At 61.4% G+C, this 23,053-nt stretch carries 21 protein-coding genes; 18 read left to right on the plus strand and 3 right to left on the minus strand.

Annotated features, from left to right (window positions below):
* Nucleotides 1-18: 18 nt before the first annotated feature.
* Nucleotides 19-906: a fumarylacetoacetate hydrolase family protein gene (locus tag LIX00_RS19740; RefSeq protein WP_227356266.1), complete on the plus strand. Its 888-nt coding sequence runs from the start codon at nt 19-21 to the stop codon at nt 904-906.
* A gap of 11 nt (nt 907-917) precedes the next feature.
* On the opposite strand, the gene LIX00_RS19745 is transcribed toward LIX00_RS19740, so the two are convergent.
* On the minus strand, nt 918-1,922 hold the full coding sequence (locus tag LIX00_RS19745; RefSeq protein ID WP_227356267.1) for a TatD family hydrolase: 1,005 nt from the start codon (nt 1,920-1,922) through the stop codon (nt 918-920).
* A 120-nt stretch (nt 1,923-2,042) separates the two neighbouring features.
* Between LIX00_RS19745 and LIX00_RS19750 the strand changes: the two genes are divergently transcribed.
* From LIX00_RS19750 to LIX00_RS19790, 9 genes are all read left to right on the plus strand, one after another.
* On the plus strand, nt 2,043-3,089 hold the full coding sequence (locus tag LIX00_RS19750; RefSeq protein ID WP_227356268.1) for a WD40/YVTN/BNR-like repeat-containing protein: 1,047 nt from the start codon (nt 2,043-2,045) through the stop codon (nt 3,087-3,089).
* Nucleotides 3,090-3,163: 74 nt separating this feature from the next.
* The gene (locus LIX00_RS19755; protein ID WP_227356269.1) at nt 3,164-3,544 is read left to right on the plus strand and encodes a DoxX family protein; all 381 of its coding nucleotides are present in this window, start codon (nt 3,164-3,166) and stop codon (nt 3,542-3,544) included.
* Between the two features lie 141 nt (nt 3,545-3,685).
* The gene (locus LIX00_RS19760) at nt 3,686-3,883 is read left to right on the plus strand and encodes a hypothetical protein (protein ID WP_227356270.1); all 198 of its coding nucleotides are present in this window, start codon (nt 3,686-3,688) and stop codon (nt 3,881-3,883) included.
* A gap of 11 nt (nt 3,884-3,894) precedes the next feature.
* On the plus strand, nt 3,895-4,131 hold the full coding sequence (locus LIX00_RS19765; RefSeq protein WP_227356271.1) for a hypothetical protein: 237 nt from the start codon (nt 3,895-3,897) through the stop codon (nt 4,129-4,131).
* A 357-nt stretch (nt 4,132-4,488) separates the two neighbouring features.
* The gene (locus LIX00_RS19770) at nt 4,489-5,340 is read left to right on the plus strand and encodes a glycerophosphodiester phosphodiesterase (RefSeq protein ID WP_227356272.1); all 852 of its coding nucleotides are present in this window, start codon (nt 4,489-4,491) and stop codon (nt 5,338-5,340) included.
* Nucleotides 5,341-5,797: 457 nt separating this feature from the next.
* Nucleotides 5,798-5,980, plus strand: a complete 183-nt coding sequence (locus tag LIX00_RS19775; RefSeq protein WP_227356273.1) for a hypothetical protein — start codon at nt 5,798-5,800, stop codon at nt 5,978-5,980.
* Nucleotides 5,981-5,986: 6 nt separating this feature from the next.
* Complete coding sequence (locus LIX00_RS19780) at nt 5,987-6,127, plus strand: hypothetical protein (protein ID WP_227356274.1); 141 nt, start codon at nt 5,987-5,989, stop codon at nt 6,125-6,127.
* A 272-nt stretch (nt 6,128-6,399) separates the two neighbouring features.
* Nucleotides 6,400-8,019, plus strand: coding sequence for an alpha-amylase family protein (locus LIX00_RS19785; RefSeq protein ID WP_227356275.1), 1,620 nt, complete (start codon nt 6,400-6,402; stop codon nt 8,017-8,019).
* A 169-nt stretch (nt 8,020-8,188) separates the two neighbouring features.
* On the plus strand, nt 8,189-9,331 hold the full coding sequence (locus LIX00_RS19790) for an acyl-CoA dehydrogenase family protein (RefSeq protein ID WP_227356276.1): 1,143 nt from the start codon (nt 8,189-8,191) through the stop codon (nt 9,329-9,331).
* 653 nt (nt 9,332-9,984) lie between these two features.
* Here LIX00_RS19790 and LIX00_RS19795 read toward each other — a convergent pair.
* Nucleotides 9,985-11,448: an extracellular solute-binding protein gene (locus LIX00_RS19795; protein WP_438267100.1), complete on the minus strand. Its 1,464-nt coding sequence runs from the start codon at nt 11,446-11,448 to the stop codon at nt 9,985-9,987.
* Between the two features lie 605 nt (nt 11,449-12,053).
* Here LIX00_RS19795 and LIX00_RS19800 point away from each other — a divergent pair.
* From LIX00_RS19800 to LIX00_RS19815, 4 genes are all read left to right on the plus strand, one after another.
* Nucleotides 12,054-13,157: a branched-chain amino acid ABC transporter permease gene (locus LIX00_RS19800; protein WP_227356278.1), complete on the plus strand. Its 1,104-nt coding sequence runs from the start codon at nt 12,054-12,056 to the stop codon at nt 13,155-13,157.
* A gap of 124 nt (nt 13,158-13,281) precedes the next feature.
* On the plus strand, nt 13,282-14,652 hold the full coding sequence (locus LIX00_RS19805; RefSeq protein WP_227356279.1) for a branched-chain amino acid ABC transporter permease: 1,371 nt from the start codon (nt 13,282-13,284) through the stop codon (nt 14,650-14,652).
* Nucleotides 14,649-15,548, plus strand: a complete 900-nt coding sequence (locus tag LIX00_RS19810; protein WP_227356280.1) for an ABC transporter ATP-binding protein — start codon at nt 14,649-14,651, stop codon at nt 15,546-15,548. Before LIX00_RS19805 ends, LIX00_RS19810 begins: the two co-directional genes overlap by 4 nt.
* Nucleotides 15,545-16,297 carry an ABC transporter ATP-binding protein gene (locus LIX00_RS19815; RefSeq protein ID WP_227356281.1) on the plus strand — a complete coding sequence of 251 codons (753 nt, stop codon included), beginning with the start codon at nt 15,545-15,547 and terminating at the stop codon, nt 16,295-16,297. The genes LIX00_RS19810 and LIX00_RS19815 overlap by 4 nt, the downstream gene beginning before the upstream one ends.
* 31 nt (nt 16,298-16,328) lie before the next feature.
* Here LIX00_RS19815 and LIX00_RS19820 read toward each other — a convergent pair whose 3' ends face one another.
* The gene (locus tag LIX00_RS19820) at nt 16,329-17,597 is read right to left on the minus strand and encodes an ABC transporter substrate-binding protein (RefSeq protein WP_227356282.1); all 1,269 of its coding nucleotides are present in this window, start codon (nt 17,595-17,597) and stop codon (nt 16,329-16,331) included.
* Nucleotides 17,598-18,150: 553 nt separating this feature from the next.
* On the opposite strand from LIX00_RS19820, the gene LIX00_RS19825 reads away from it, so the two are divergent.
* From LIX00_RS19825 to hpt, 4 genes are all read left to right on the plus strand, one after another.
* On the plus strand, nt 18,151-19,977 hold the full coding sequence (locus tag LIX00_RS19825; RefSeq protein ID WP_227356283.1) for a hypothetical protein: 1,827 nt from the start codon (nt 18,151-18,153) through the stop codon (nt 19,975-19,977).
* A gap of 104 nt (nt 19,978-20,081) precedes the next feature.
* Entirely contained in the window at nt 20,082-20,942 is an 861-nt protein-coding gene (locus tag LIX00_RS19830) for a QcrA and Rieske domain-containing protein (RefSeq protein ID WP_227356284.1), read from the plus strand.
* A 74-nt stretch (nt 20,943-21,016) separates the two neighbouring features.
* A complete protein-coding gene (locus LIX00_RS19835) occupies nt 21,017-22,333 on the plus strand; it encodes an ATP-grasp domain-containing protein (RefSeq protein WP_227356285.1) in 1,317 nt (438 codons plus the stop codon).
* A 110-nt stretch (nt 22,334-22,443) separates the two neighbouring features.
* Complete coding sequence (gene hpt, locus LIX00_RS19840) at nt 22,444-22,992, plus strand: hypoxanthine/guanine phosphoribosyltransferase (RefSeq protein WP_227356286.1); 549 nt, start codon at nt 22,444-22,446, stop codon at nt 22,990-22,992.
* Nucleotides 22,993-23,053: the final 61 nt, after the last annotated feature.

A 23,053-nucleotide genomic window follows, 5' to 3' on the forward strand; every position in this document is an offset into this window, starting at 1 on the left:
CGAAACACAGACACAGACATGCGAATCGGACAATACAGCGCGGACGACGCGGAAGCACCGTGGACGGGAGTACGACTCGACGATGGGACGGTGGTCAACCTCCCCGAGGCGGGGGCGGGGGCCGGCGTCCACCTTCCCGAAACGAGCACCGAACTGCTGGCCGACTGGGAGTGGCAGAAGAAGGCGGAACTCGCCGTCGAGTTCGCCCGAGAGACCGGTAGCGGACTGTACGACGACGAGCGAATCGACCGACGCGCACCGGTGACGAACCCCGAGAAGGTCGTCTGCGTCGGGTTGAACTACCGCGACCACGCCGAGGAAGGGGGCAACGAGATCCCCGAGACGCCGGTACTCTTCTCGAAATTTCCCACGACCGTCACGGGGCCGGACAGCACCATCGCGTGGAGTCCCGACCTCACCGAGAAGGTCGACTACGAGGCGGAGTTGGTCGTCGTCATCGGCAGCGAGACGCGACGCGTCGAGGAAGACGAGGCGCTCGACCACGTCGCGGGCTACCTCGTCGGAAACGACGTCTCGGCCCGCGACCTCCAACACGGCGACGGCCAGTGGGTACGGGGCAAGAGCCTCGACTCTTTTGCGCCGATCGGCCCGGAACTGGTCACCGCCGACGAGGTGTCCGACCCGCACGACCTCCACATCTGGGCGGAGGTCAACGGCGAGCGACTGCAGGACTCTTCGACGTCGAACCTCATCTTCGGCGTCGGCGAACTCGTCTCGTTCTGCAGTCGGGCCTTCACGCTCAAACCGGGCGACCTGCTGTTCACCGGCACACCGCCCGGCGTCGGCGTCTATCGAGAGCCGCCCGTGCTTCTCGAGGACGGCGACAGCGTCACTATCGGCATCGAGAAGCTCGGAGAGCTAACGAACGACTGCGCGTTCGAGTAAGCGGAGATCCTTCACTCGGCGAACCCGTACACGTCCCGCGGGTTCTCGAGGACGACCCGCCGAATCGACTCGGGGTCGATACCGTAGCGGTACAGTTCGAAGATCGCCCGCTTGATGGCGTACGGGTCGGTGCGGAGGACGTTCGCGCAGTCGGTATCGATCATGATCCGCTCCGGCCCGTACTCGTCGATCGCGTTTGCGACGTCCTCGGCGTCGATGCCGATCAACCACGAGTGGCCGATGGTGTAGCTGAGATAGCAGTCCGTCTCCTCCATCAAGTACTCCGTGTTGTTTTCGTCGGCGTGGGAGGCGACCACCCTCGTCTCGTCCAGCCCTGCGTCGCGCGCCGCCTCGAAATCGAGTTTCACGGACTCCAGGGCCGGGTTCTCCCCCGCGAGGACCGGCGGCTGGCCGAGCGTCGTGTTCTTCTCGTATCCCGGCGTCCCCAGCTCGGGCCGGTAGCTGCGACCGCCGTCAGCCGACGTGTTCGGGGTGTGGAGGATGACCGGAAGGTCACGCGCGGCCGCGAGTTCCATCTGGCCCTGCACGATGGCGCGCTGTTCGTCCACGTCCCACGCCTCGACGTGCTGTGACGGCGTCACCCCGGTTTCGCCGACCGCGACGACCTCGTCCAGTTCGCAGTAGTCGGCCATCGCGTTCAGCAGTTCGTCGGGGTTCTGGATGCGGACGCCGGTGTGGATGCCGAGCCCGAGTCGCGCTTCGAAGAAGTGGTTGCGTTCGATGGCCGCTCGCCGGTTGATCGCGTCGTCCCAGAGGTATCGAACGTCCTCGGCCCTCGCCGGCTTGTACGGCGTCCAGTGATACCCCGATGCGACCATGACCATGCCCTCACAGCCCGAGAGGGCGTATCGCTCGCGGTCCTCCCACGAGAGCGTGTGGGCGTGGTTGTGCCCGTCGATCCACGGAAGGTTGAGCAGCTCGGTCGGGAGCGAGCGCGATTCGTCGTCCAGGTGCGCTGCGTCGGTCGGTCGCTTCGTAGGTGGTGTCGATTTCATGATGTCCGGTGGGTGCACTCGTTTGGCCGCGAACGCCTCTCGTTCGCCTTTGGGAAGGCCGCCACTTAGCGTTTTACGGCTTGGTAAATCTTTATTATGTGCCACGCTTTCACATCCCATATGACGCTGCTCATCGGAACGGATACCGGACTGTATCGCGTCGCCGAGATTCCGTTCGAAAAGGAGGACGCCGAGCAGGTCTTGGACTGCGGCGTCGTAACCGCCGTAAAGACGTTCGACCACCACCGAGGCGTCTTCGTGGCGTCCTCCGAAGGGGCGTTCCGTTCCGCGGACGGAGGGGAGACGTGGACGGACTTGGGCGTGCCGCTCGGCGACCGGTTCTGGCACGCCGGGCAGAGCGAGGTCTGGTCGATCCTCGGGACGTCGGACGGAGCGCTGTACGCCGGGACGAACGACCCCTACATCTACCGGTCGGTCGACGACGGGGAGACGTGGTCCGAACTGAAGGGATTTCGCGACCTCCCCTCCAGAGGCCACTGGGAGTCCCCCATCGACCCGCACTACGCCCGTTTACGGGCGCTCGAGTCCGTTCCGGGACGCCCGGAGCGTCTGATCGCGGGCGTCGAGGCCGGCGGCATCCACCTCAGCGACGACGGCGGTCGGACGTGGACCGACCGTCGGGACACCATCGTCGACGACGTCCATCAGGTTCTCCCCATCTCGGAGGACGTGTGGCTCGCGACGACCGGCTACCTCGACCACAATCTGGAGAATCTAGGGCTGGGTCACGCGGTCGGCGAAGGGGGGTTGTACCGAACGGTCGACGCCGGCGACTCGTGGACGCGCCTCGACGGCGGAAACGATTTCTCGTACATCCGACGCGTGTTCGTCCACGACGGCACCGTGTTCTTCTGCGGCGGTGAGGAGGCCCCGCCGGCGTGGGTCAACGACGAACACGAGTCGGCCCTCTTCGAGTCGACGAACTTCGGTCGCGATTTCGAGCGCGTGTCCTACCCGGGCGAACCCCACGAAGTCATCGAAACGTGGGACGTCTACGAGGGGGCCGTCATCTGCGGTTCGGGACTCTTCGACGTGCCCGACGCGCGCGACGACGTCGAGGGGCGCATCATGCGCCGGGACGACGACGGTACCTATCGCACCGTCGGGCACCTCTCGTCGAACGTGAGCCGCATCAAAGCGCTCTGATCGAGAGGGGAGCGAACGGAGCGAGTAGGACAGATCACGAACCACCATCCAACGAATCAACCACCACCGACTCAATGACATCGAACGAACCACCGTCCGCGCTGGGACGACTCCTGTACGGCGGGATTCTGGCGTACATGGCGATTGACGGCTTCAAGAACAACGAGAAACGGGTCGAAATCGCAAAGGAAAGCGGCGTCCCCGTTCCGGAACTCCTCGTCCCGTTCGTCACGGGGGTGCTCTTCGCGGCCAACGTGGGAATCGTCCTCTGGAAGTACCCGCGAGCCTCCGCCGCCGCTCTCATCGCGTTCTTCCTCGGGACGACGCCCGTCATCCACAATTTCTGGACGATGGAGGGCGAGGAGCGGCAGGGGAACAAGATAAACTTCCTGAAGAACTGCGCGCTGCTCGGGTGCAGCATCATGCTACTGGACGCGGCACGGGAGGACGACTGACGCACTACTCGCCGTCCCGCCGCAGCAGTCGCCCGGTCGCGCTTAAACCGGCGCACGACCTCGCCCTTTCGGAGATGGTATGGGAGGATGGCGGCGTCGTGCGAGAACCACGTTTATTGAACTGGAACGCGAGCAAACAGTATGGCAAACGTCGTCTACGACGGGCCGGACGGAGTCCACGAACGAACCGTGGATGCGGACAACATCTCCGATTCTGGAAAGGTCGAAGGAATCAGGGTCAACCTCAAAGAAGAAGGGTACCTACACATTCCGTACACTCGCCTCTATTGGATCCACATGAGCGAGGGGGAAGGAAAAATGGACTACTCGCAGCCGTAACGCTCCGGCGAGTGGACGAACCGCGGTCGGGGCTCTCTACCAGCCCGAGAGATGCGGTCATCACGGTTTCGGCGCAGGCGGTGACGGGAGCGCATCGGACGATGGTGGACGAATTCGGGATGTACCGTCGGGCATTCGCGTTTCCGAGGGCGGAAGCCGACTACATCCCCGAGCGAAGTCTTCTTCGAACCGACAGCAGTGGGTTCCCCTCCCGCACGGCGAACGCGTCTTTCGACTCGTCCGCCTAATCGCCCGGGTTATCGCGGAGCTCCGAAACGGTAATCCACGGTCGATCGGCACCGCGATCGAGCGGTCTCCGAAGCCGCCGATCTCCTCGCAGCGAGGCCGTCTCTCTTAGCCGGGTGAGAATTCCGCTATCTATCGCCCGAGGACTTCGACCGTCATCGATGACTCGGTGGCCGAAACGACGGCGGTTTCGACGGACTAACTTTCCGTTTCGGCTGTTTCAGCGTGCGCTCCGGGTGAAAATCGCGGTTCTAACTACCGTTAAGCGTGAACCGCGAGGGCGGGCATCCACGTTCCTATTCGTAAACGTATCCTACCGCCGCAAATATTTATATTCCTTCGATGCGTTAACTTAACGGATGTCGAGATATAGTAAACGCGTCGTGAATCGAGTGTCCCGACGAAATGTCCTCGGAGCCGCCGGCATGACACTCGGCGTTTCCGCACTGAGTGGTACCGGAACGGCACGCGAAACGCGGAACGGTACCCGAGGAGCCCGTGAGGACCCTTATATAACGGCACACCGCGGGTTCAGAGACGTGTTTCCGCAGAATACGATCGCCGCTGTAGAAGGTTCGTCGCGCTTAGGAGCGGAACGAATCGAAATCGACGTCGAAGCGACAAGCGACGGCGAAATCGTCGTTTTTCACGATGCGCGGCTCGACGATCTCACGGACGAAGAGGGTCTCGTCGCGGAAACCCCGGCTGAAACAGTCTTGCAAGCGGAGGTTCTCGACTCCGGGGAGACGATTCCAACGCTCGCCGAAACCCTTGCCGCAACTAGACCGAGCGTCCTGATTAATATCGAGTTCAAAGATTCGGGCCCCCTTTCCTGGGAGGAGTTCGCCGAACGGACGCTGCGGATCGCGTCACGGTACCCCGGAGAGTACTACGCGTCCTCGTTCGACCCGGACGCGCTCAGAGCCGTTCGGAACGTGGATCCCGACGTCGGCGTGGCCCCGATTTTCGGAAGCAACAAGGACGAAAATCTGGAGATCGCTCGCGAACTGGACGCTAAAGCGGTCAATCCGTCCATCGGAGTTCTCGACCGGGATCTCGTAGAGACCGCCCACGAAGAGGGCCGGGAAGTGAACGTTTGGACGATCGATAGTTGGAGAGAAGCGCGAAAACCACTCGAACTGGGCGTAGATGGACTGATCGCGGACTACCCGCACATGGCTACCTTCGCCACTAGCAGTACGCATTCGTAGTCCAACGGGTCGGCGAAACCCCGATTTCCGTTGCGAACTGTCGTACTCTCTCGGTATTTTGGCCGAACCGATCGATATGCCGTGAGCGTTTTCGTCGGCCTACGAGGTAGAACGGAGTCGAGATACGGACAAAGGGGAACGCTTCGTTTTCACGTTTTTACCCGACGAGACGCTCGGTCTCGGTGCCGAAGATCAGGATGTCGTCTTCGAGAATTACCGCGGTCGACCCTCCAACCGTGCCACCGAGTTCCCGGGACGCGATGGAGCAGCGTCGCGCGCCCGGTGTTTCGCTCCGGGAGCGGTTCTCGTCGCTCCCCGATCACCGACCGTCTCATCGCCGATGAAAGTGTACGGACGGCCGCTCACCCGCTCGAAAATCGGGGTCTCGGGGGATGGAAAAACCACTTTCACTACGGTGATGGCGCGGGACTATGGTGCTTGCGGTGGACTAGAATACATGATTCGTTCATCGCCACCGGTCACCGTCGAAGCGCCGAACGACGCGGTCACGAGCGACGACCCTTCGCGGAAGGTCGCGCATTTCGCGGGAGCCGGAATCGGCTCCACCGCTGTCGGCGCGGTCGGCCGCGGGACCGATCGTCCGTCCACCGGCACGCGACGCCGGACGGCGGGTGGGTGATTTATCGTGTCGACCGAACCCGACGATACGGCGCAGCGCGCGAATCGAACCGACGACGAACCGCCGGAGAACTGCGACTGCGACGACTTGGGCGGATTTCCGTGTTGGGAGTGCGTTCGAACGGGTCGGAAAGAACTGCCGAACTAATTTCTCGCCGCGAGTGCTGAAGCGTTCGCGTTCCACCGAAGCGGAAATCGGACAGCGCGCGGATCCGGTGCGGTCGCCTTGGCTCGCGACCGTGATTGGAGTTTAGCCTCCCCGAATCACCGCCCGCCGAGATTTCGCTCGAGAGGAACCGATCCGATTCCGACGATGCGCGTCGTTGAAACGGAATACTCCGTTCTTTAGGACGAAGAGGGATCGCTAGACGTAACTCGAGAGCCACATGATTTTCCTATCCGCTCTTCTTGGTTGCGGCTGTGCGAGAGAAAAAGCATTCGTGGTACCGCGATGCCACCATCTACTCCGTGGACGTGAAGGCGTTTCGTGACGCGAACGGCGACGGCGTCGGTGACTTTCGGGGGCTCACCGAGAGCTTGGACTACCTCTCCAGGTTGGGAGTGGACTGCGTCTGGCTGTTGCCGTTCTATCCGAGTCCGGGTCGCGACAACGGGTACGACGTGATGGACTACTACGGTGTGGATCCTCGGCTGGGCACGCTCGGCGACTTCGTGGAGTTCGTGCGCGAGGCCGAGTCGCGGGGCATCCGTGTCGTCGTCGACCTCGTGGTGAACCACACGTCCGACCAGCACCCGTGGTTTCGAAAGGCGCGCGAGAACCCCGACTCGAAGCACCGGGATTTCTACCTCTGGGCGGACGAGAAGCCCGACCTCCGTCCCGACCGCGGACCGATCTTCCCCGGGGAGGAGGATCACGTTTGGTCGTACGACGAGCGAGCGGACGCGTACTACTACCACCGGTTCTACAATTTCCAGCCGGACCTGAACGTCGCCAACCCCGCGGTGCGCGAGGAGGTCAAGAGGATACTCGGGTTCTGGCTGGAGCTCGGCGTCGCCGGCTTCCGCATCGACGCCGCGGGGTTGCTCACGCAGACGAAGGGGCTGGCGGAGGGGGAACTGGACGACCCCCACGGTTTCCTGAGGGAGATGCGCGCGTTCGTCTCCCGGCGGCGTAGCGACGCCGTCCTCCTCGCGGAGGCCGACAGACCGCCCGCCGAACTGGGGGAGTACTTCGGCGACGGCGACGAGATGCACCTCCTGTTGAACTTCCAACTCAACGCGCGCCTGGTGCTCGCGCTGGCCCGGGGCGAATCCGCACCGCTGGCCTCGGTGCTCGAAAAATTGCCCGACCCCCCCGCCGACGCCGGTTGGGCGAACTTCCTGCGGAACCTGGACGAACTCAACATCGGCTCGCTCACGGAGGCCGAACAGGCGGACGTGTACGAGGCGTTCGCACCCGACGAGGACATGCGCATCTACGACCGGGGCATCCGTCGGCGACTCGCGCCGATACTCGCCGGCGACCGCGACCGGTTCGAACTCGCCTACAGCCTCCTGTTCTCGCTTCCGGGAACCCCCATCGTCGTCTACGGCGACGAGATCGGCATGGGAGAGGATCTAGGACAGTCCGGCCGCTTCGCCGTCCGAACGCCGATGCAGTGGTCCGACGAGAAGAACGCGGACTTTTCGACCGCCGATCCCGACGACCTCGTCCGCCCGCTGGTGTCGGACGAGGCGTTCGGTCCCGAAGCGGTGAACGTCGCCGACCAGCGAACCGACCCCGACTCCCTGCTCAACTGGACGAGCCGTCTGATCCGCACCCGCGACGAGTTCCCCGAACTCGCGCGCGGGGACTGCACTATCCTCGACGCGGATCATCCGGGGGTGTTCGCCCACGCGAGCACGCTCGACGGCGACACCGTCGTGGCGGTTCACAATCTCGGCGACGAGGCGGCGACGGTCACGTTGGCGCTGAACGCCGACCCGACGCCGGTCTTCGGCGACGCTCGGTTCGGGCCTGACGGCGACGACCTGCACGTCTCGCTGCCCGCGCACGGTTACTGCTGGTTCCGCCCCTAGCCGCCCGTCGGCGATCCGCTCTTCGATGGGGTCGCGCGGTTCCGTCGCCGAATCGCGGGTCCGAACGTGTGGCGTATCGTCTTTCGGCATTCGCGCCGGCGTCGAACGCCGTATCGGGAGTCCGTGAAAATCTTGATGGCTACGCGGGTGGAAAAGCCGAAGAACGACCATGAAATTCGAACTCACGGAGTCCCAGCGGATGCTTCGCGACGAGGCCCGCGAATACGCCCGGACGCAGATCAGGCCGCGAGCGATCGACCTCGACCGAAACGGGGAGCACCCGAGCGCGATACTGGACGAACTCGGCGACCGGGGGTACGCGGGCGTCACGCTTCCCGAGACGTACGGCGGGATGGGGGAGGGACCGGTCGAACTCGCGCTCCTCGTCGAGGAGCTATCCGCTGCGCTCATGTCGGTGGCGAGCGCCCTCGCCCTTCACCTGGGCGTCGCAACGGTCATCGAACGCTTCGGGACGGACGAACAGCGGGACCGATTCCTGCCGGAGATGGCGTCGTACGAGACGGTCGGCGCTCTCGGACTGAGCGAGGAGAACGCCGGGAGCAACAAACTGCAGATGGAAACGAGCGCGAGACGTGACGGGGACGAATGGGTGGTGAACGGACACAAGCGGTGGATCACCAACTTCCAGCACGCCGATTACGTTCTCACGTACGCGAAGACCGGCCCCGACGACGAGGCGCCGCACAACATCAGCGCGTTTCTCGTTCCGACCGACGAGTTCGAGGTGGAGGCGGTCTGGGACACACTCGGTGCGAATTCGGCGAAAGCGACGAAGGCGACGCTCTCCGCCGTCCGCGTTCCGGACCGTCGGATGGTCGGCGACGAAGGCGAAGCGTACGTTCAACGGAGCGGGATCAAAACCGGCGTGAACGTCCCCGCTCGCGGCGTGGGCATCGCCCGTGCCGCGCTCGACGATACCGTCGAGTACACGCGCCAACGCGAACAGTACGGCCGTACCATCTCCGATTTTCAGGGCGTGAAGTGGAACGTGGGAAAGATGGCCGAACGGGTCGATACGGCTCGACTGCTCACGCTCCGGGCGGCCGAGATGGCAGATCGAGGCCGCGATACCGCCCGAGAGTTCAGCATGGCGAAGGTGTACGCGACACAGGCCGCCGTCGACAACGCGAACGAGGCGGTCCAGCTCCACGGCGGCATCGGCTACACGACCGAAAAGCACGTCGAGCGGTACCTTCGCGACGCTCGTCTCCTGACGATCGCCGGAGGGCCGAACGAAGGTCACAAGGACGCGCTCGCCGAGGCCGTCTACGAGGACCATCCGAGCACGTAGAGCCGACTCCGAAAACCGAGACCGACGGAGCTCGCTCGAACGTCGGCTGCCGGCGACCGGGCGACGGGTGAAAGTCGGGCGACGCCGGTCGGGATTGGAAACAATTCAGGGACGTGATCGGTTTATCGGCGAAACCCACTCGGCCCAAAAATGGTTACTCGTTTCCTCGTCGAATCACCGGCTGCCCCGAATCGACAAAAACGGTTCACGGTGGCGATTGCCTATAAGCGAGATATCTCCCGATAGGACGTAGTCGGACGGTACAGGCTCCCGAAAGCGTGTGTACAACCGGTTCGAACGATTCGAGGACGAATCCGTCGGTAACGTAGTCTTCGAGGAGTTCTGAACGGGCGGCCCGTCGAAACTCGATCGCGGAGACCGACCCGGGGCGTTCCGACCGCTGTGGGGATTTCCCGAGAGCGCCTGCCGTAACGCCAAGGAACGAAGCGCTCCAATCGTTCAACGGTTTTAGACGGGTGGTTAGAGGTTGCGAACTCGGCACGAACACGTATCGTCATCTCCGAAGTTCGAGAAATTTATTTTGGAACTTGTCTCTAGTAGATTCGAGCATTTCCACGACGGTCCTTGGCGGGACGACTAATAGCCGAGTGGCGAAAGGCGAAGTGATCACCGGTTTACGGCGCGAACAAAAGTCATAACTCGTTATAGTTTTCGATGAACCGTAGCTGCGATTCCAGCTCGGCCATCCCCCGCTCCGGTGAGGTGAGTCCGGAGTACACCGCGTGGACGTTCTCGGCGATTTTCCCGGATTCCTGTATCCAAGCCACCGTAACGGGGCGCGGAATCGCGTTCTCGCCCGCAATGCGCAGCGAGTCCAGGTAGCGTCCCATCACCGGAACTTGCTTCGCCTCCTTGGATCGAAAGAGCACCCGATTCGGCGGCAGCAATCCGATGTTCCGGAGGAGTGCCAACTGGAAGTGTTCCTGCGTCATCGCTTCGATAACTTGTAACGTTTCGCTCAACTTCTTCGAGTTGGGATTTACTGCGACGTGCCACCCGCCGAGTGCGGCGGTTGGTCCGCCCGCCCCGGGATACTTCGCCTGTTGTTGCGTTACTGCGTAGGGAATCGGCATCACGCCTAAGTCGGTACCGAACGCACTCGGATCGCCGGCACTGAGGATGGCGTACGGCCAGTTGCGGTGCATCACGGCGTCGCCGCTGAGAAACGGCCCCAACGACGTATCCTCGATCCAAGAAAGGACCGCTCTGGGAACGATCCCCCCGGCATACCCCTCGAGGGCGGATTCGTCGCGCTGCCCGTTCATGAACGTCCTAATCATTCGGAGCGAGTCGATCGTGGGCTGTTCGTTGACCGTGATCGGCCGCTTTCCGACGGGTCCGAAGAGATATTTCCGTCCGCCGAAATACGCGCCACCCCATCCCGTCATAAACTCGTTGAAGTCACAACAGGAGAGCCCTTCGTATTGGCTCGCCTGGAAGGTAAATCCGTACGGAACGTTCCGGTTTCGGTCGAGTACGTCCCGCGTGACGTGTGAGAACTGCTTCCACCTGATGGAGTTCGTCGCCCACTTCTCCCCTTCCGGATCGTATCCCGCTTTTTCGACCAGGTCTTTCCGATACAGCATCGTCGGAAAGTCCGGGTAGAGCGGTACGGCGTAGAGGTCACCGTTTGGCCCCTTCGCCGTCGAGAGACTGGTCTCGAAGTAGTTCCCTTCGATGTGTTTCAGCAGCTTTCCGGGAAGGTGTTCGCTCAAATTCAACAGCTGTTGCCGAACGATGAGATCGAGCGTCCAACCGCTGTCCGTCATAAGGAGGTCGGGCGCTTCCAGATTGGCCGAGAGCCATCGCGTGTACTGTTGCTCGACTTCCGTGGTCTCAGCGGGACCGGGGAGGATTTCGAGAGAGATACTTCTATCCAGTCCGGACTCCCACAGCGCTTTCTGGAACACCTCCGATAGCTCCCAGAAATCGGTGTTCGAGGCCCATTGTACCGTCGTACCGTCCCGAGCGGCGCGAGTTGATGCAGCCCCCCCTGCAACACCGAGTCCGCCTAGTGCACCGACCGATTGCACGAATCCCCGCCGTGTAACACCGGATCGCGGAGGCTTGTCGCTGGTGGAGTGTCGCGATTTCATTTTTCTTCCCCCTACTAAGTAGACCTGCGGTATATATCAATGAGAGGGTAGCTTGTTCGCCACTTTGCGTACTGCTACCGGTTAGAGCGACACCGGAAACGGGATGACGTCGTGATTATCGCTAGCGACTGAGCGGTTCCGGAAGCACGTTTGGAGTTTGTCGGACGATCGCGGGGGGATGCCGCGGCGCTTCGCCGCTGACGGGAAACGCTCGGTATGCGGTTCTTCCGGCGGTCGATGACGCACAGTTCGAATATCGAGAGGTTCGAGCACGAACGGACCGCTTATCGAAAACAGGCCGAAACGGCAGACGGACGCTCCTTGACGGTCGGATAGGATCAAGAAGGAAACCCATTTGCTTTACAAAGTTAGTCCTGTAACGGAAATTCGCCGTTCGGTAATATCCTCTCGGTTCGAATAGAGAGGAAGTACCCGCGGAAGACAGCTGGGAAGAGAAACGATACTCGGTAACGCGTACTCGCCGTCGGGAGAATCCCAACCAAAATTATCCGACACGAAGCGGAGTAGATTGCATAGAGAACGGACCCGGATTAGTGCGAAGATATTTACTTTTACACCTCTCTCACCATTGTGAGGGAGTACCAATGAGAATGGGGGAAGCGTACATCCAGGGCAAACAGCTCTTCGTAGAGCGACCGTTTCAAATCGGTCTCATACTTTTCGGCATACTGCTCGTCATCGATCTCGTCTCGAAGCTGGTTTCCGGGGCGGTAACCGGGCTCACACTCGCCCTCTTTCTGAAAGACGGAATCATCATCGGGCTCATCATCGGGCTCGCCGGAATCGGGCTTTCGATGACGTACAGCATCCTGAACTTCGCGAACTTCGCGCACGGTGATTACCTCACCGCCGGTGCGTTCGCCGGTTGGGTAACGACGTATCTGATCGCCGGGTTCGGTAGAATACCCGCTGGCGATTTATTCCTGGTCGGTGTCAGCGGCGGTGCGGACGCGGGAAGCGTGGGGGCAAGTGCTGTCGCCACACCGTTGGCAGTCCTCGCCGGATTCGGCGTCGCGATTCTGTTCGGTGTCGGTCTCTCGCTGGCGATCGATCGTATCGTCTATCGACCCATGCGCGGTCAGAACGCCATCGCCCTACTCATCGCGAGCATCGGCGTGGCGCTCGCGCTTCGATACGTTCTCGCGATCGTCTTCGGGACGAGCCGCACCGGGGTCACGGGCGGGACGCTGCCGACGTACACCGTGCCGGTGATCGACCTCATCATCAGCGCACACGAACTCGTGTTGGTGATCCTCGTGTTATCGATGATGGGAGGCGTCCACGCGTTACTCCAACGGACGAAACTCGGCAAGGCGATGCGAGCGATGGCCGACAATCCCGATCTCGCGCGCGTGACCGGCATCCAAACCGAGCGAGTGATTCGCGCAACGTGGATGATTGGCGGAGGGCTGACGGCCGCTGCAGGCTACCTCGTCGTCCTCGAAACCGGCACCATCTCGTTCGATTACGGATGGACGCTCCTCCTGTTGATTTTCGCGGCGGTCATCCTCGGCGGGATCGGTTCGGTCTACGGTGCGGTCCTCGGCGGCCTCACGATCGGTATTGCGAGCACGATGTCGTTGATCTGGCTTCCCTCCGAGTTCACGTACGCCGCCGCCTTCAGCGTCATGATCGTCATCCTCGTGATAAAACCGGCGGGGCTCTTCAGCGGAGTGACGACGGCATGACCGCGGTTCTTCCCGCACGTGAGGTTCAGCGGACGCGCGCGTCGAGTTCGCCCGGTCGGACGGGAGGTTCGAAATCGCGACGCACGGCTCGAAAGAGCGGACGAACACTGCGAGGTGATATCCGATGAGTGAGAGCACTGAGCGCGGGTCGAGCCGCCTACCTGGCGGCGACGCGGGCTTGATTCTCGGCGTACTTTTCGCGTTGTACGTCGGATTCACCCTCATCGGTCTCCTCCTGGGACTCGACGTTAACGGGTTGGCGAGCACCCTCCAACGAATTACCTTCTTCGCGGCGGTCTACGCGCTCCTCGCGCTCGCGCTCAACCTCCAATGGGGGTACGCCGGCCTGTTCAACATCGGCGTCGCCGGCTTCATGGCCGTCGGCGTGTACACGATGGCGATGCTTACCGCACCCGTCAACCCGGGTCCCGGAGGGGTTCCCGGTCTCGGACTGCCCCTTCCCGTGGGAATCGTCGGCGGGATGATCGCCGCAGCGCTCGTCGGCGCTCTCGCGGCGTTACCCGCGCTCCGATTGAAGGCCGACTACCTCGCGATCGTCACGCTCGCACTCTCGGAGATCATTCGAATCACCTTCAACTCGACGAGTCTCCAGACGTTCTCGATCGCCGGAGTCGACCTTGGCACCGGCGCGTCACAGGGGATGCCGCTACCGACGAATCCGATCAGCGCGCTGTTCTACAGCAACGCCAACAGTCCGGCGTCTCCGCCAACCGCCCTCGGCGAAGCCGTATTCGGATTCTTCGGACTCGTAGGCGTCGAGCAGACGACCGTCGTCGACTGGGCGTACACGATCGTGCTCATCGTCTTCGTCGGTCTATTCTACGCGGTACTGAGTCGCGTCGGTAACTCGCCGTTCGGTCGAGTGTTGAAGGCCATCCGCGAGGACGAACTCGTCGCTTCCTCGCTCGGAAAGCGCACCGGTCGCTTCAAGATCAAGGTGTTCATGCTCGGATGCGCCTTCATGGGGCTCGGAGGGATTCTCTGGCAGGGGAGTCAGTCGTACGTCAGTCCGAGTAGCTTCCTTCCGATGCTCACGTTCTACATCTTCATCGCCCTCATCATCGGCGGATCGGGGTCGAACACCGGCAGCGTCATCGGCGGCGTGTTGTTCGTCGGTCTCCTTTTCGAGGGCCCGACGTTCGTCCGGCGGATTCTCGGACAGGTCCTCCCGCTCGGCAACGCTCCGAACACGTTCATCGACGCCGTGGCGCCGTTGGCGTCTCTCGACGTCGTTCCGCTGTTTTCGTTCCTGTTAGGGAACCTCGATTCCTTCCGGTTCGTGCTGGCGGGGGTGGTGCTCATCTACATGATTCAGAACCGACCGGAGGGACTGCTCGGTCACCGCAAAGAGGTCGCTTCGAGCGTCGACCTCTCCCGCCGCCGACGGCAACCGGTGCAGGCCGACGGCGGTCGAGCGCCGACCGACGACGGAGCAACCCAGTCCACCGAAGAACCCGACGGTGAAAACACATGAGACACTCGAGAGGCGAACCGAAGACTGACAGAACCGACAACCGAAAGCATAGGGAGTCGACCACGGTGGCCCTCGACGGCGGTGTGCGTGTGTCGCAGGGCGAGAACGAGGCCGAAACGACGACGACGGTGCCACCGCTTCGCATCCGAGACTTGAAAAAGCACTTCGGGGGAGTAGCCGCCGTCGACGGAGCGAGTTTCGACGTGGCTGAGAACTCGTTGACCGGTCTCATCGGGCCGAACGGAGCCGGGAAGTCGACGACGTTCGACTGCATCACCGGCGTCCACCGGCCCGATAGCGGCTCTGTTCGCCTTTACGGAGAGGATATCACCGGTTTACCGCCGTACGCGACCGCCGAGCGCGGCGTAGTGCGAACGTTCCAGATCGCCCGCGAACTCGACGAGATGACGGTTCTCGAGAACATGATGCTCGCGCCGAAGAACCAGCAAGGCGAACGGCTCTGGCGGACGATACTACCCGGATATCGTCGAAAGATCGCCGAGCAGGAACGCGAACTCCGCGAGCGAACCTGGGAAACCCTCGAGTTCTTCGAGATCGACCACCTCGCCGAAGAGCACGCGGGCAACCTCTCCGGCGGCCAGCGAAAACTGCTGGAGATGGCGCGGGCGCTTCTGACCGACCCCGACGTCCTGTTGCTCGACGAACCGTTCGCCGGTGTGAACCCCGTCTTAGAGGAGAAGTTGCTCGAACGGATACACGATCTCAGCGACCGGGGCTACACGTTTCTGCTCGTCGAACACGACATGGATCTGATCATGAACAACTGCGAGCGCGTCATCGTCATGCATCAGGGGCGGGTGATCGCGGACGACGTACCCCAGGTGATACTGGAGGACGAACAGGTGATCGACGCGTACTTGGGAGCGAACGTATGACCACGAACCAGAAAGATCAGGGCGTCCACGACCGAAGCGAACACGACGGACAACTCATCATCGAAGATCTCGGCGCGGGCTACGGGGATTTACGGATACTCGACGGCGTCGATCTCAGGGTGAGGGGTGACGAGTACGTCGCGCTCGTCGGCCCGAACGGTGCCGGAAAGTCCACCGTTCTCAAGTCGATCTTCGGACTCACGACGTACATGGGCGGGCAAATCACGTTCAACGGCGAAGACATAAGCGCCCTCCCACCCGAAGCGATCATTCGACGAGGAATCAGCTACGTCCCCCAGAACGAGAACGTCTTTTCGGCGCTGACGGTTCGAGAGAACCTCGAGATGGGCGCGTACATCCTCGATTCGGTGCCGGAAGATGCGCTTCGTGAGGTGTTCGACCGGTTCCCGGTTCTCGAACAGCGCCAATCACAGCGCGCTGGCACCCTCTCGGGCGGGCAACAACAGATGGTCGCCATGGGACGGGCGCTCATGCTCGATCCCGATCTGTTGTTGCTCGACGAGCCTTCCGCGGGACTGGCACCCGACCTCGTCGACGAGATGTTCGATCGAATCGACGTTATCAACGACGCTGGAACCGCGGTGCTGATCGTCGAACAGAACGCGAACGAGGCGCTCAGACGGTGTGACCGCGGCTACGTGCTAGCGCAAGGGCAAAACCGCTTTGCCGACACCGGCGACGCGCTGCTCGCGGATACCGAGGTTCGTCGTGAGTTCCTCGGCGGATGAGTCGAGGCGAAGGAGCTAGAGTATCGCCGACTTATCCTTGTCCTCCACCTCCGCCCCCGCCTTGTCCTTGGTCGGTCTGGAATTCGATGAGATCCAGTTGTCTGATCTCACCGCCCTCCGTGAAGCTGAAGATCTCGTACGCGGCCGACGTGACGTCACCGTTATCGTCGAACGAGACGCTGCTCGACGCACCCTGGTAGTTGATCTCGTCGCCGTTCGCGGCCATCGTGAGCGCTTCGGGGAGGTTGTCGGGACCGACCTGCTGTCCGGGTGGATTCGCGACCGATTGCATGTTGTCTCGGACGCGCTGTCCGGAGTTCTGGGCACCACCGGCGATGTTCGCGAGGATCTGGACGGCGGTCGCATCGTACGCTTGGGCAGTGAACACGCCGGGTGGTCCGCCGGTCTCGTCCTCGAACAGTTGCGTGAAGAACTGCCTCGCCGGCCCGGCGGCGGACGGTGCCGTCCCGATGACGTTCGTCAAGGGTTGGCCGACGTCTCCGGGGAGTGCGGTATCGCGTAACCCGTCGGTCACGAGAATTTGCGTATCGCGGCCGTAACTGGAATAGTAATCCCGGAACAGTTGAACGCCGCTTTCGGGGTAGGCGATGACCAACAGCGCGTCCGGTTGGTTCGCCATCGCCTCCTGCAACTGCGCGGCGTAGGACGACTGCGCCTGTTCGAAGGCGACCCGTGCCGGAATTTGTCCGTTGAACGACTGCGCGAAGGTGTTCGCGAGCGCCTGCCCGTAGGAGTTGTTGACGTACATGACCGACACCGACGAGGCGTTCACGCGATTCGTCGCGAGCTGCGCTAGCACCCGTCCTTGGACGGTATCGCTCGGACACGTCCGCCAGATGAAGCCGTTGTCTTGCAGTTCCGTAATCTCCGGCGACGTACTTGCGGGCGAGCAACCGACGACTTGGTTCGGAATCAAGACGTTCTGAGCGACTTGAATCGTCACCTCCGAGGAGGCCGCACCGGTGATGGACGGAAAACCGGCGTCGACGAGCGCCTGCGCCCCGCTGATGCCGGCTTGCGGATCGGTTTGCGTGTCCTCAGCCTGCGTGACTATCTGAAAGTCGGTGTTAGCGTCGTTCAATTGCGTCGCCGGCAGTAGTGCGGCGTCCCTGATCGGTCGGCCGACCGATGCTAAGTCGCCAGTTACCGGTTGTAAGACTCCGACTCTAATCTGTTGTCCTTGTTGGCCAGAGACGCTGCCGGTGTAGCCGGCAAGTCCGATGGCGCTCGCTACCCCCACCTTCTGCAAAAAATCGCGTCGATTGGTATTCTCTGTCATACCAATAGGTAGTAATGTTGTCTACGTCTATAAGTATATCTCACTGAGAAGTGGAAGCCGAGGTTGAAATATGGCGTTTCCAGTCATAGGTTTGAAACGAATTGCCGATACCTGTAGTAACAGATCGAGAATCACGTAGTCCTCACCTTCGACGAGTAAACGCACGGTTCCGGGAGAAGCGAACCGAGTGACGGGATTCGACGGCGAAGTCCGGTCCCCGAATCGGTCGATCCGGCGTCCTCCGTCGAAATCCCACCGCGAACGGACGTTTCGCGCCGCGTTCGCGTGCTTGTCAATCGAGGTTCTTCGAGAAAAATCGAATTGCCTGCGGATCAATCTCCTCGAATTTCTCGAAAGATCTCCGCCTCTCGAAAGACCGTCGGAAATCGCGATCGCGTCGTCGAGAAAACGAACCGTTACGGGGGTAGGCCGCGCGCCTACTCGAGGTTACTCCACCGCGTTAGAGCGCGATTTCCTCCCCCGTATTCGTAGAAGCGCATCGCCGAACCGAACCAGAGGCTATTTAAGCTATAGGCAAACATTGAAGTCCGCTATGGCACGCGAGAAGGAGAACAACGAGTCGTTACTCGACCGACGTTCGTATCTAAAGGCGGCTGGTGCGGCCGTTACGGCCATCGCTTCGGCGGGGTTCACCGCCGCTTCCGTAACGCCGGGAACGACTGCGGAACGGTCGTCCGGAATCACGGATGGAATCCCCCTCGAGAAGATGACGTGGGAGATCGACCGGACGTGGCGCGACGTGCTCCCAGAGGAGTTCGGGATCGACGAAACGCCGGCGCTCTCGTTGTACCGGTGGCAGATGGACGCTCAACCGTTCAGGAGCGCGGCGGAAGGTGCCGGCAACATGATCGGAAAACACCTCCTTACGGGGAAGGATATCGGCCAATCCATCGAGGCGGGGACGATGACCGTGTCGAACAAGTCGGGGAGTTTCGAGGCGATGGGGTACGAGCCTCGCTGTCATCCCGTCGCGCCGTTTTTCAGCGGAATGCTCCGCGTCGAGGAGTACAGCGGAACTGGCGGAGCCTCCGGCGCCGCATCGAACGCTGGCATCGGACTCGTCGAGGACGACGACAACTATCTCTGGGTCGGAAGTAACGTGGCCGCTAACCGACTCCAGTTGTTCGAGAAACTAACCGACGACGCCGGGACAACTCGTACGAACACGGTGGCGTTCGACTCGGACTACGCTTTACCGTCGGCCCCGTTCGACTTGTACGTCATCTTTCAGGGCGACCGCGTTTCTTGTCTGGCCCGAGAGGAGGGTGACGACAAAGGCTGGAAGTACTACGGAGACGCCACCATCGGGAAAGCCGGGACGACCAACGCGGTGTACGATTTCTTCGATAGGCCGACGTGGGAGCGGTTCAATCCGTACGTCCACGCGGCGTGTGACGACGGTGAAAGTGTCGTGCTCAGCGATTTCGAGTTGTTCTACTCGTACCAAATCGGCGTGCGTGGGCCGATTCCGGTCACCTACAAAGACGGAGCACCGCTCATCGAAGGAGATAAGCTCTACTGCGCGCTCACGCCGGGAGCGGTCGAGCATCGAGGGTTCCAATCGATAGCGACCATCGACTTGGAGACGTTCGAAATCGAGATGAAATCCGTTCTCTTCGCGGAAGCCAAGACCGACTACATCTCGAACTACGTCGCGTCGCACGTTATCTACGACGATAAGAGCGACGAGTTCACGATTATGTGGAGCGGATTCGGAAACGGTCCGAACGACCCGAAGCAAGACGACGGCTTCCAACGGATTTGGGTGACGCACACGGGAGAGAACATCCTCCACGGTACGCATTACTTGGAGGCGGTCGACTCGAACTTACCGCGGAACCGTACCGCGGGGAACGGGGGTTACCACGACTTCAACGGTATCTATGACGAGGAAGCCGGGAAATGGCGTGCGGTGTACAACTCCGGTGGAATCGACGAGGTGTCGATCGTAGAGACGACCGACGATTCGTTAACCGGTGGGTGGTCGGTACTCGATTCGTATCGGGATCCGACGAATCAGATCGAGGGCGGCCGGATCGTGAGGGTCAACGGCGAATACAAGGTTCTGTACGCCGACCCCACGATGTCGGGCCAGATGGTGAGTTGCGATTACCCGACTGTCTCGACGAACCGGACGGGCTTCGATTTGGAAGTGAACACGAACGATGAGGCGCCGCATCCGTCGGTCGTTCCCGTCCCGTACGACGGCGGGACGAGGTACAAACTCATCACGATGGACGAGACGAAGATCTACGACAAAGCGGAGACGTCTCACGGAGCACTATGGATATACGAGGCCGCGGAGCAAGCTGACGGCTACGAGTTCCCGGAACGGGCCTCGCCCTCGTTCGAGAGCTAGTCCCCGTCGGTTCCCGTCACCCTCCGCATACTTTCAGCGAGCAATTTTGATGAACTGGTCACAACAGATTAGCGGTGAGAGATGCAAGTGTAGCGCGAACTACGATGTCTGCCGCGGATAAATATCCAGAGAGCTCGTCTCGTCGTCGCTTCGTGAAGGGAGTCGTGGGAAGCGCGGCGCTGGTTGGTATCGGGACGGGGACCGCGGCGATGATGAAGACCGCGACCGCACCGACCGGCGCCGGCGGTGGTCTCACGCAGTACTACGGTGTCGAGAGCGTCGCGGGGCCTGCTCCGCGAGGAATGCCGCAAATTCCCGTCGAGATAGACGACAACGGGGATCTGCTGGGAGTGTGGCCGGAAGTGAAGAAAAAGCAGAAAGGAGGCCGAACGACTACTGTCGCCGAGCAGCGCTTAGGCGGTATCACGTACTCCTCGGAGTGGTTCCAGTACTGCGGGGTGCAGACGTATCCCGGCGTTGCACCCGACGCAGACCAGGACAATTACTTCCGGTACGCATCGTCACAGTACGAGTGGCAGTCCCAGGAGGTATCGGAGGGGGACAGGGTAAACATCGACGATTTCGCCGACTACACGACGTGGGGGAACGGCATCGGAAAGTCGGGACTCGGAAAACCGGCCTCGGCGATCTGGCGCTCGCAGGACGTCCCGGCGAGCGGAACGATTCCCGTCCAAATCATCCGGAGTCCCAGAATCGAGCAGGCGGCAAAAACCAACCGGTGGCTGCGGGCCAGTACGAAGGAGGGCTTCGTCGCTATCTTGGACAAGTGTACGCACTTCTGTTGCGTCCCGCTGTTCAAAGCGGATCCGACGAGCGCGAAGTTCAACGCGGAAAACGAGATCTACTGTCCGTGCCACCAGTCGGTGTACGACCCCTTCTCCATCGAGAAACTGTCGTTCGTCGCGCTGCCGCGACCGACCGGTTCGACCAGTTCCGAAGTTTGATCGCCGGGAGGATTGCGAGCGCCGCGCCGTCACATTCTCGCTAGCGTCGAACGTAGGGGACGGTAGTGAACGACATGACGACCGATAGTTCCGAAATAACGGTAGGAGTACTGAGCCTCCATAAGAGCAAAGAGACGAAGGCGATTTTGAACGCCGTTGCCGCGCTCGGGTACGATACGGAGTGGCTCCGCCAGGAAAACACGTCCGTTCGCGTCCACGGCGACGAGTTCACGTTCGAGCCGCACGTGGACGTTATCATCAACCGTCTCCTCGTTTCGAACACCGATCAACCGGCTGAGGCGCTCGGGTTAGCCTGTATCTACGAAGATATCGTACCAATGCTAAACGAACCCTGTGCCGTTCTAAAAGCAGTCCACAAATTCGCGACCGCCTCCACGTTGCACTCCGCGGGGATTCCGATCCCGGACGCCTTTCTCGGTCTCGATCCCTCCCGACTGAACGAGGCGCGGTCGTACTTTGCGAACCAGGCGGTCTATAAATCTGCGATCGGGACTCACGGTGGCGGGACGTGGCTTATCGAACTGGATACTCCGATCCAACCCAAAGTCGGCAATCGGCAGGCGTTCCTCCAAAAATTCGTCAGAACAGCGGGTAGTCGTCACTTCGATTATCGCGTCTACGTCGTCGGTGGAGAAGTTCTTGGGTCGATGAAACGAACCGCAGTGCAGGGCAAGTTTCGAACGAACGTAGCGGAGGGCGGCGAAGTTACGAACGCGACGGAAGAACTCCCGCATCACGTCCGAGAGATGGCGCGAGACGCAACAACTGCCGTCGGACTCGACTACGCCGGTGTGGATATCGTTGGCGGGGACGACGGATGGTACGTGCTCGAAGTGAACCCGACAGCGGGTTTTCGCGGGTTCTTCCGAGCGACTGGCGTTAGTCCTGCACCGTACATCGCGCAGCTAGCGATCGAGCACGTCGGTGGCGCGGTCGACGGCGACCAAGTAGCAACCCTCGCCACGCAGTTGGACGATTCGACGCCTCGCTGTACTCCTCGACCGACGTACGAACGCCGTCGGGAACCGCCGCTCATCGGATACACGGAGCGGATAACCGTGAGTGGGGCGCAGGGTTCGGAGTCCGTCCTCGCAAAATCGGACACGGGAGCCACCCGAACGAGCATCGATCTCGGATTGGCAGCGCGACTCGGGGTCGGACCGATCAAACAACGAACGCGGGTGAAATCCGGCATTTCGAAAACGACAACGGCGCGACCTATCGTGGACGTCGTTCTTGGAATCAAAGGGGACTGGCACACGGTGACCGCGAACGTTACCGACCGCGGACATATGAAGCATCCCGTTTTGCTCGGCCGAGACGTTCTTCAGTACTACGCCGTCGACGTTACCCAGTCCATCGAAGAGTGATTCTACCGCAGTTGTCGCCCGGTGGTATCGCATCCGGCGGGTGGGAGCGCGAACCGCCTATTCGTTGATGGCCGCAAGAGCAAATCCGGTGAAGCGCCCATTGAGTACCGATGGAAACACTCCGGCGAACTCTCGAAGATGCACCCGTCGTCACTCGCGGTGAGTACGAGTATTTCGTGCACCCTGTGACCGATGGTATTCCGCTCGTCGAAGCGGATTTACTGCGCGAGATCGTCCACGGAATCGTAGAACGCACGGCGATCGATACCGTCGACAAGATTGTCACACCCGAATCGATGGGGATTCACCACGCGACGGCCCTCTCCCTCGAGACTGACGTCCCCTTCTCAGTCATTCGAAAACGACCGTACTACTTCGAAGGTGAGGTCGCGGTCGAACAACGAACGGCGTACAGCGAACAGGAGCTATATATTAACAACGTTGGCGCAGGTGACCGCGTTCTCGTTCTCGACGATGTCTGCTCAACCGGGGGGACGCTCGCAGCGATTTGTTCCGGTCTCCTCGACATCGGCGCCGAAATCGTCGACGCTATCGTCGTCATTCGACGGCGGACCGACCATCGTTGCGACGTTCCCGTCGAGGTGAAGAGCCTCGTCGACGTTGAAATCACGGATGGGAAGGTCGTCGTCCACTCGTGAATATCCGATGTTTTCGACCGAACCCCCGAGAACTTGCGGTTTTACTCCTTCCGCCATCGGA

The organism is Haladaptatus salinisoli (assembly GCF_020614375.1).
GTDB lineage: Archaea > Halobacteriota > Halobacteria > Halobacteriales > Haladaptataceae > Haladaptatus > Haladaptatus salinisoli.

What these genes read in the sequence shown, in the direction of transcription:
- LIX00_RS19740 (WP_227356266.1), top strand. Translation starts at nt 19, where the DNA reads ATGCGAATCGGACAATACAGCGCGGACGACGCGGAAGCACCGTGGACG.
- LIX00_RS19745 (WP_227356267.1), bottom strand. Translation starts at nt 1,922, where the DNA reads ATGAAATCGACACCACCTACGAAGCGACCGACCGACGCAGCGCACCTG.
- LIX00_RS19750 (WP_227356268.1), top strand. Translation starts at nt 2,043, where the DNA reads ATGACGCTGCTCATCGGAACGGATACCGGACTGTATCGCGTCGCCGAG.
- LIX00_RS19755 (WP_227356269.1), top strand. Translation starts at nt 3,164, where the DNA reads ATGACATCGAACGAACCACCGTCCGCGCTGGGACGACTCCTGTACGGC.
- LIX00_RS19760 (WP_227356270.1), top strand. Translation starts at nt 3,686, where the DNA reads ATGGCAAACGTCGTCTACGACGGGCCGGACGGAGTCCACGAACGAACC.
- LIX00_RS19770 (WP_227356272.1), top strand. Translation starts at nt 4,489, where the DNA reads ATGTCGAGATATAGTAAACGCGTCGTGAATCGAGTGTCCCGACGAAAT.
- LIX00_RS19775 (WP_227356273.1), top strand. Translation starts at nt 5,798, where the DNA reads ATGATTCGTTCATCGCCACCGGTCACCGTCGAAGCGCCGAACGACGCG.
- LIX00_RS19790 (WP_227356276.1), top strand. Translation starts at nt 8,189, where the DNA reads ATGAAATTCGAACTCACGGAGTCCCAGCGGATGCTTCGCGACGAGGCC.
- LIX00_RS19795 (WP_438267100.1), bottom strand. Translation starts at nt 11,448, where the DNA reads ATGAAATCGCGACACTCCACCAGCGACAAGCCTCCGCGATCCGGTGTT.
- LIX00_RS19800 (WP_227356278.1), top strand. Translation starts at nt 12,054, where the DNA reads ATGAGAATGGGGGAAGCGTACATCCAGGGCAAACAGCTCTTCGTAGAG.
- LIX00_RS19805 (WP_227356279.1), top strand. Translation starts at nt 13,282, where the DNA reads ATGAGTGAGAGCACTGAGCGCGGGTCGAGCCGCCTACCTGGCGGCGAC.
- LIX00_RS19810 (WP_227356280.1), top strand. Translation starts at nt 14,649, where the DNA reads ATGAGACACTCGAGAGGCGAACCGAAGACTGACAGAACCGACAACCGA.
- LIX00_RS19815 (WP_227356281.1), top strand. Translation starts at nt 15,545, where the DNA reads ATGACCACGAACCAGAAAGATCAGGGCGTCCACGACCGAAGCGAACAC.
- LIX00_RS19820 (WP_227356282.1), bottom strand. Translation starts at nt 17,597, where the DNA reads ATGACAGAGAATACCAATCGACGCGATTTTTTGCAGAAGGTGGGGGTA.
- LIX00_RS19825 (WP_227356283.1), top strand. Translation starts at nt 18,151, where the DNA reads ATGGCACGCGAGAAGGAGAACAACGAGTCGTTACTCGACCGACGTTCG.
- LIX00_RS19830 (WP_227356284.1), top strand. Translation starts at nt 20,082, where the DNA reads ATGTCTGCCGCGGATAAATATCCAGAGAGCTCGTCTCGTCGTCGCTTC.
- LIX00_RS19835 (WP_227356285.1), top strand. Translation starts at nt 21,017, where the DNA reads ATGACGACCGATAGTTCCGAAATAACGGTAGGAGTACTGAGCCTCCAT.
- hpt (WP_227356286.1), top strand. Translation starts at nt 22,444, where the DNA reads ATGGAAACACTCCGGCGAACTCTCGAAGATGCACCCGTCGTCACTCGC.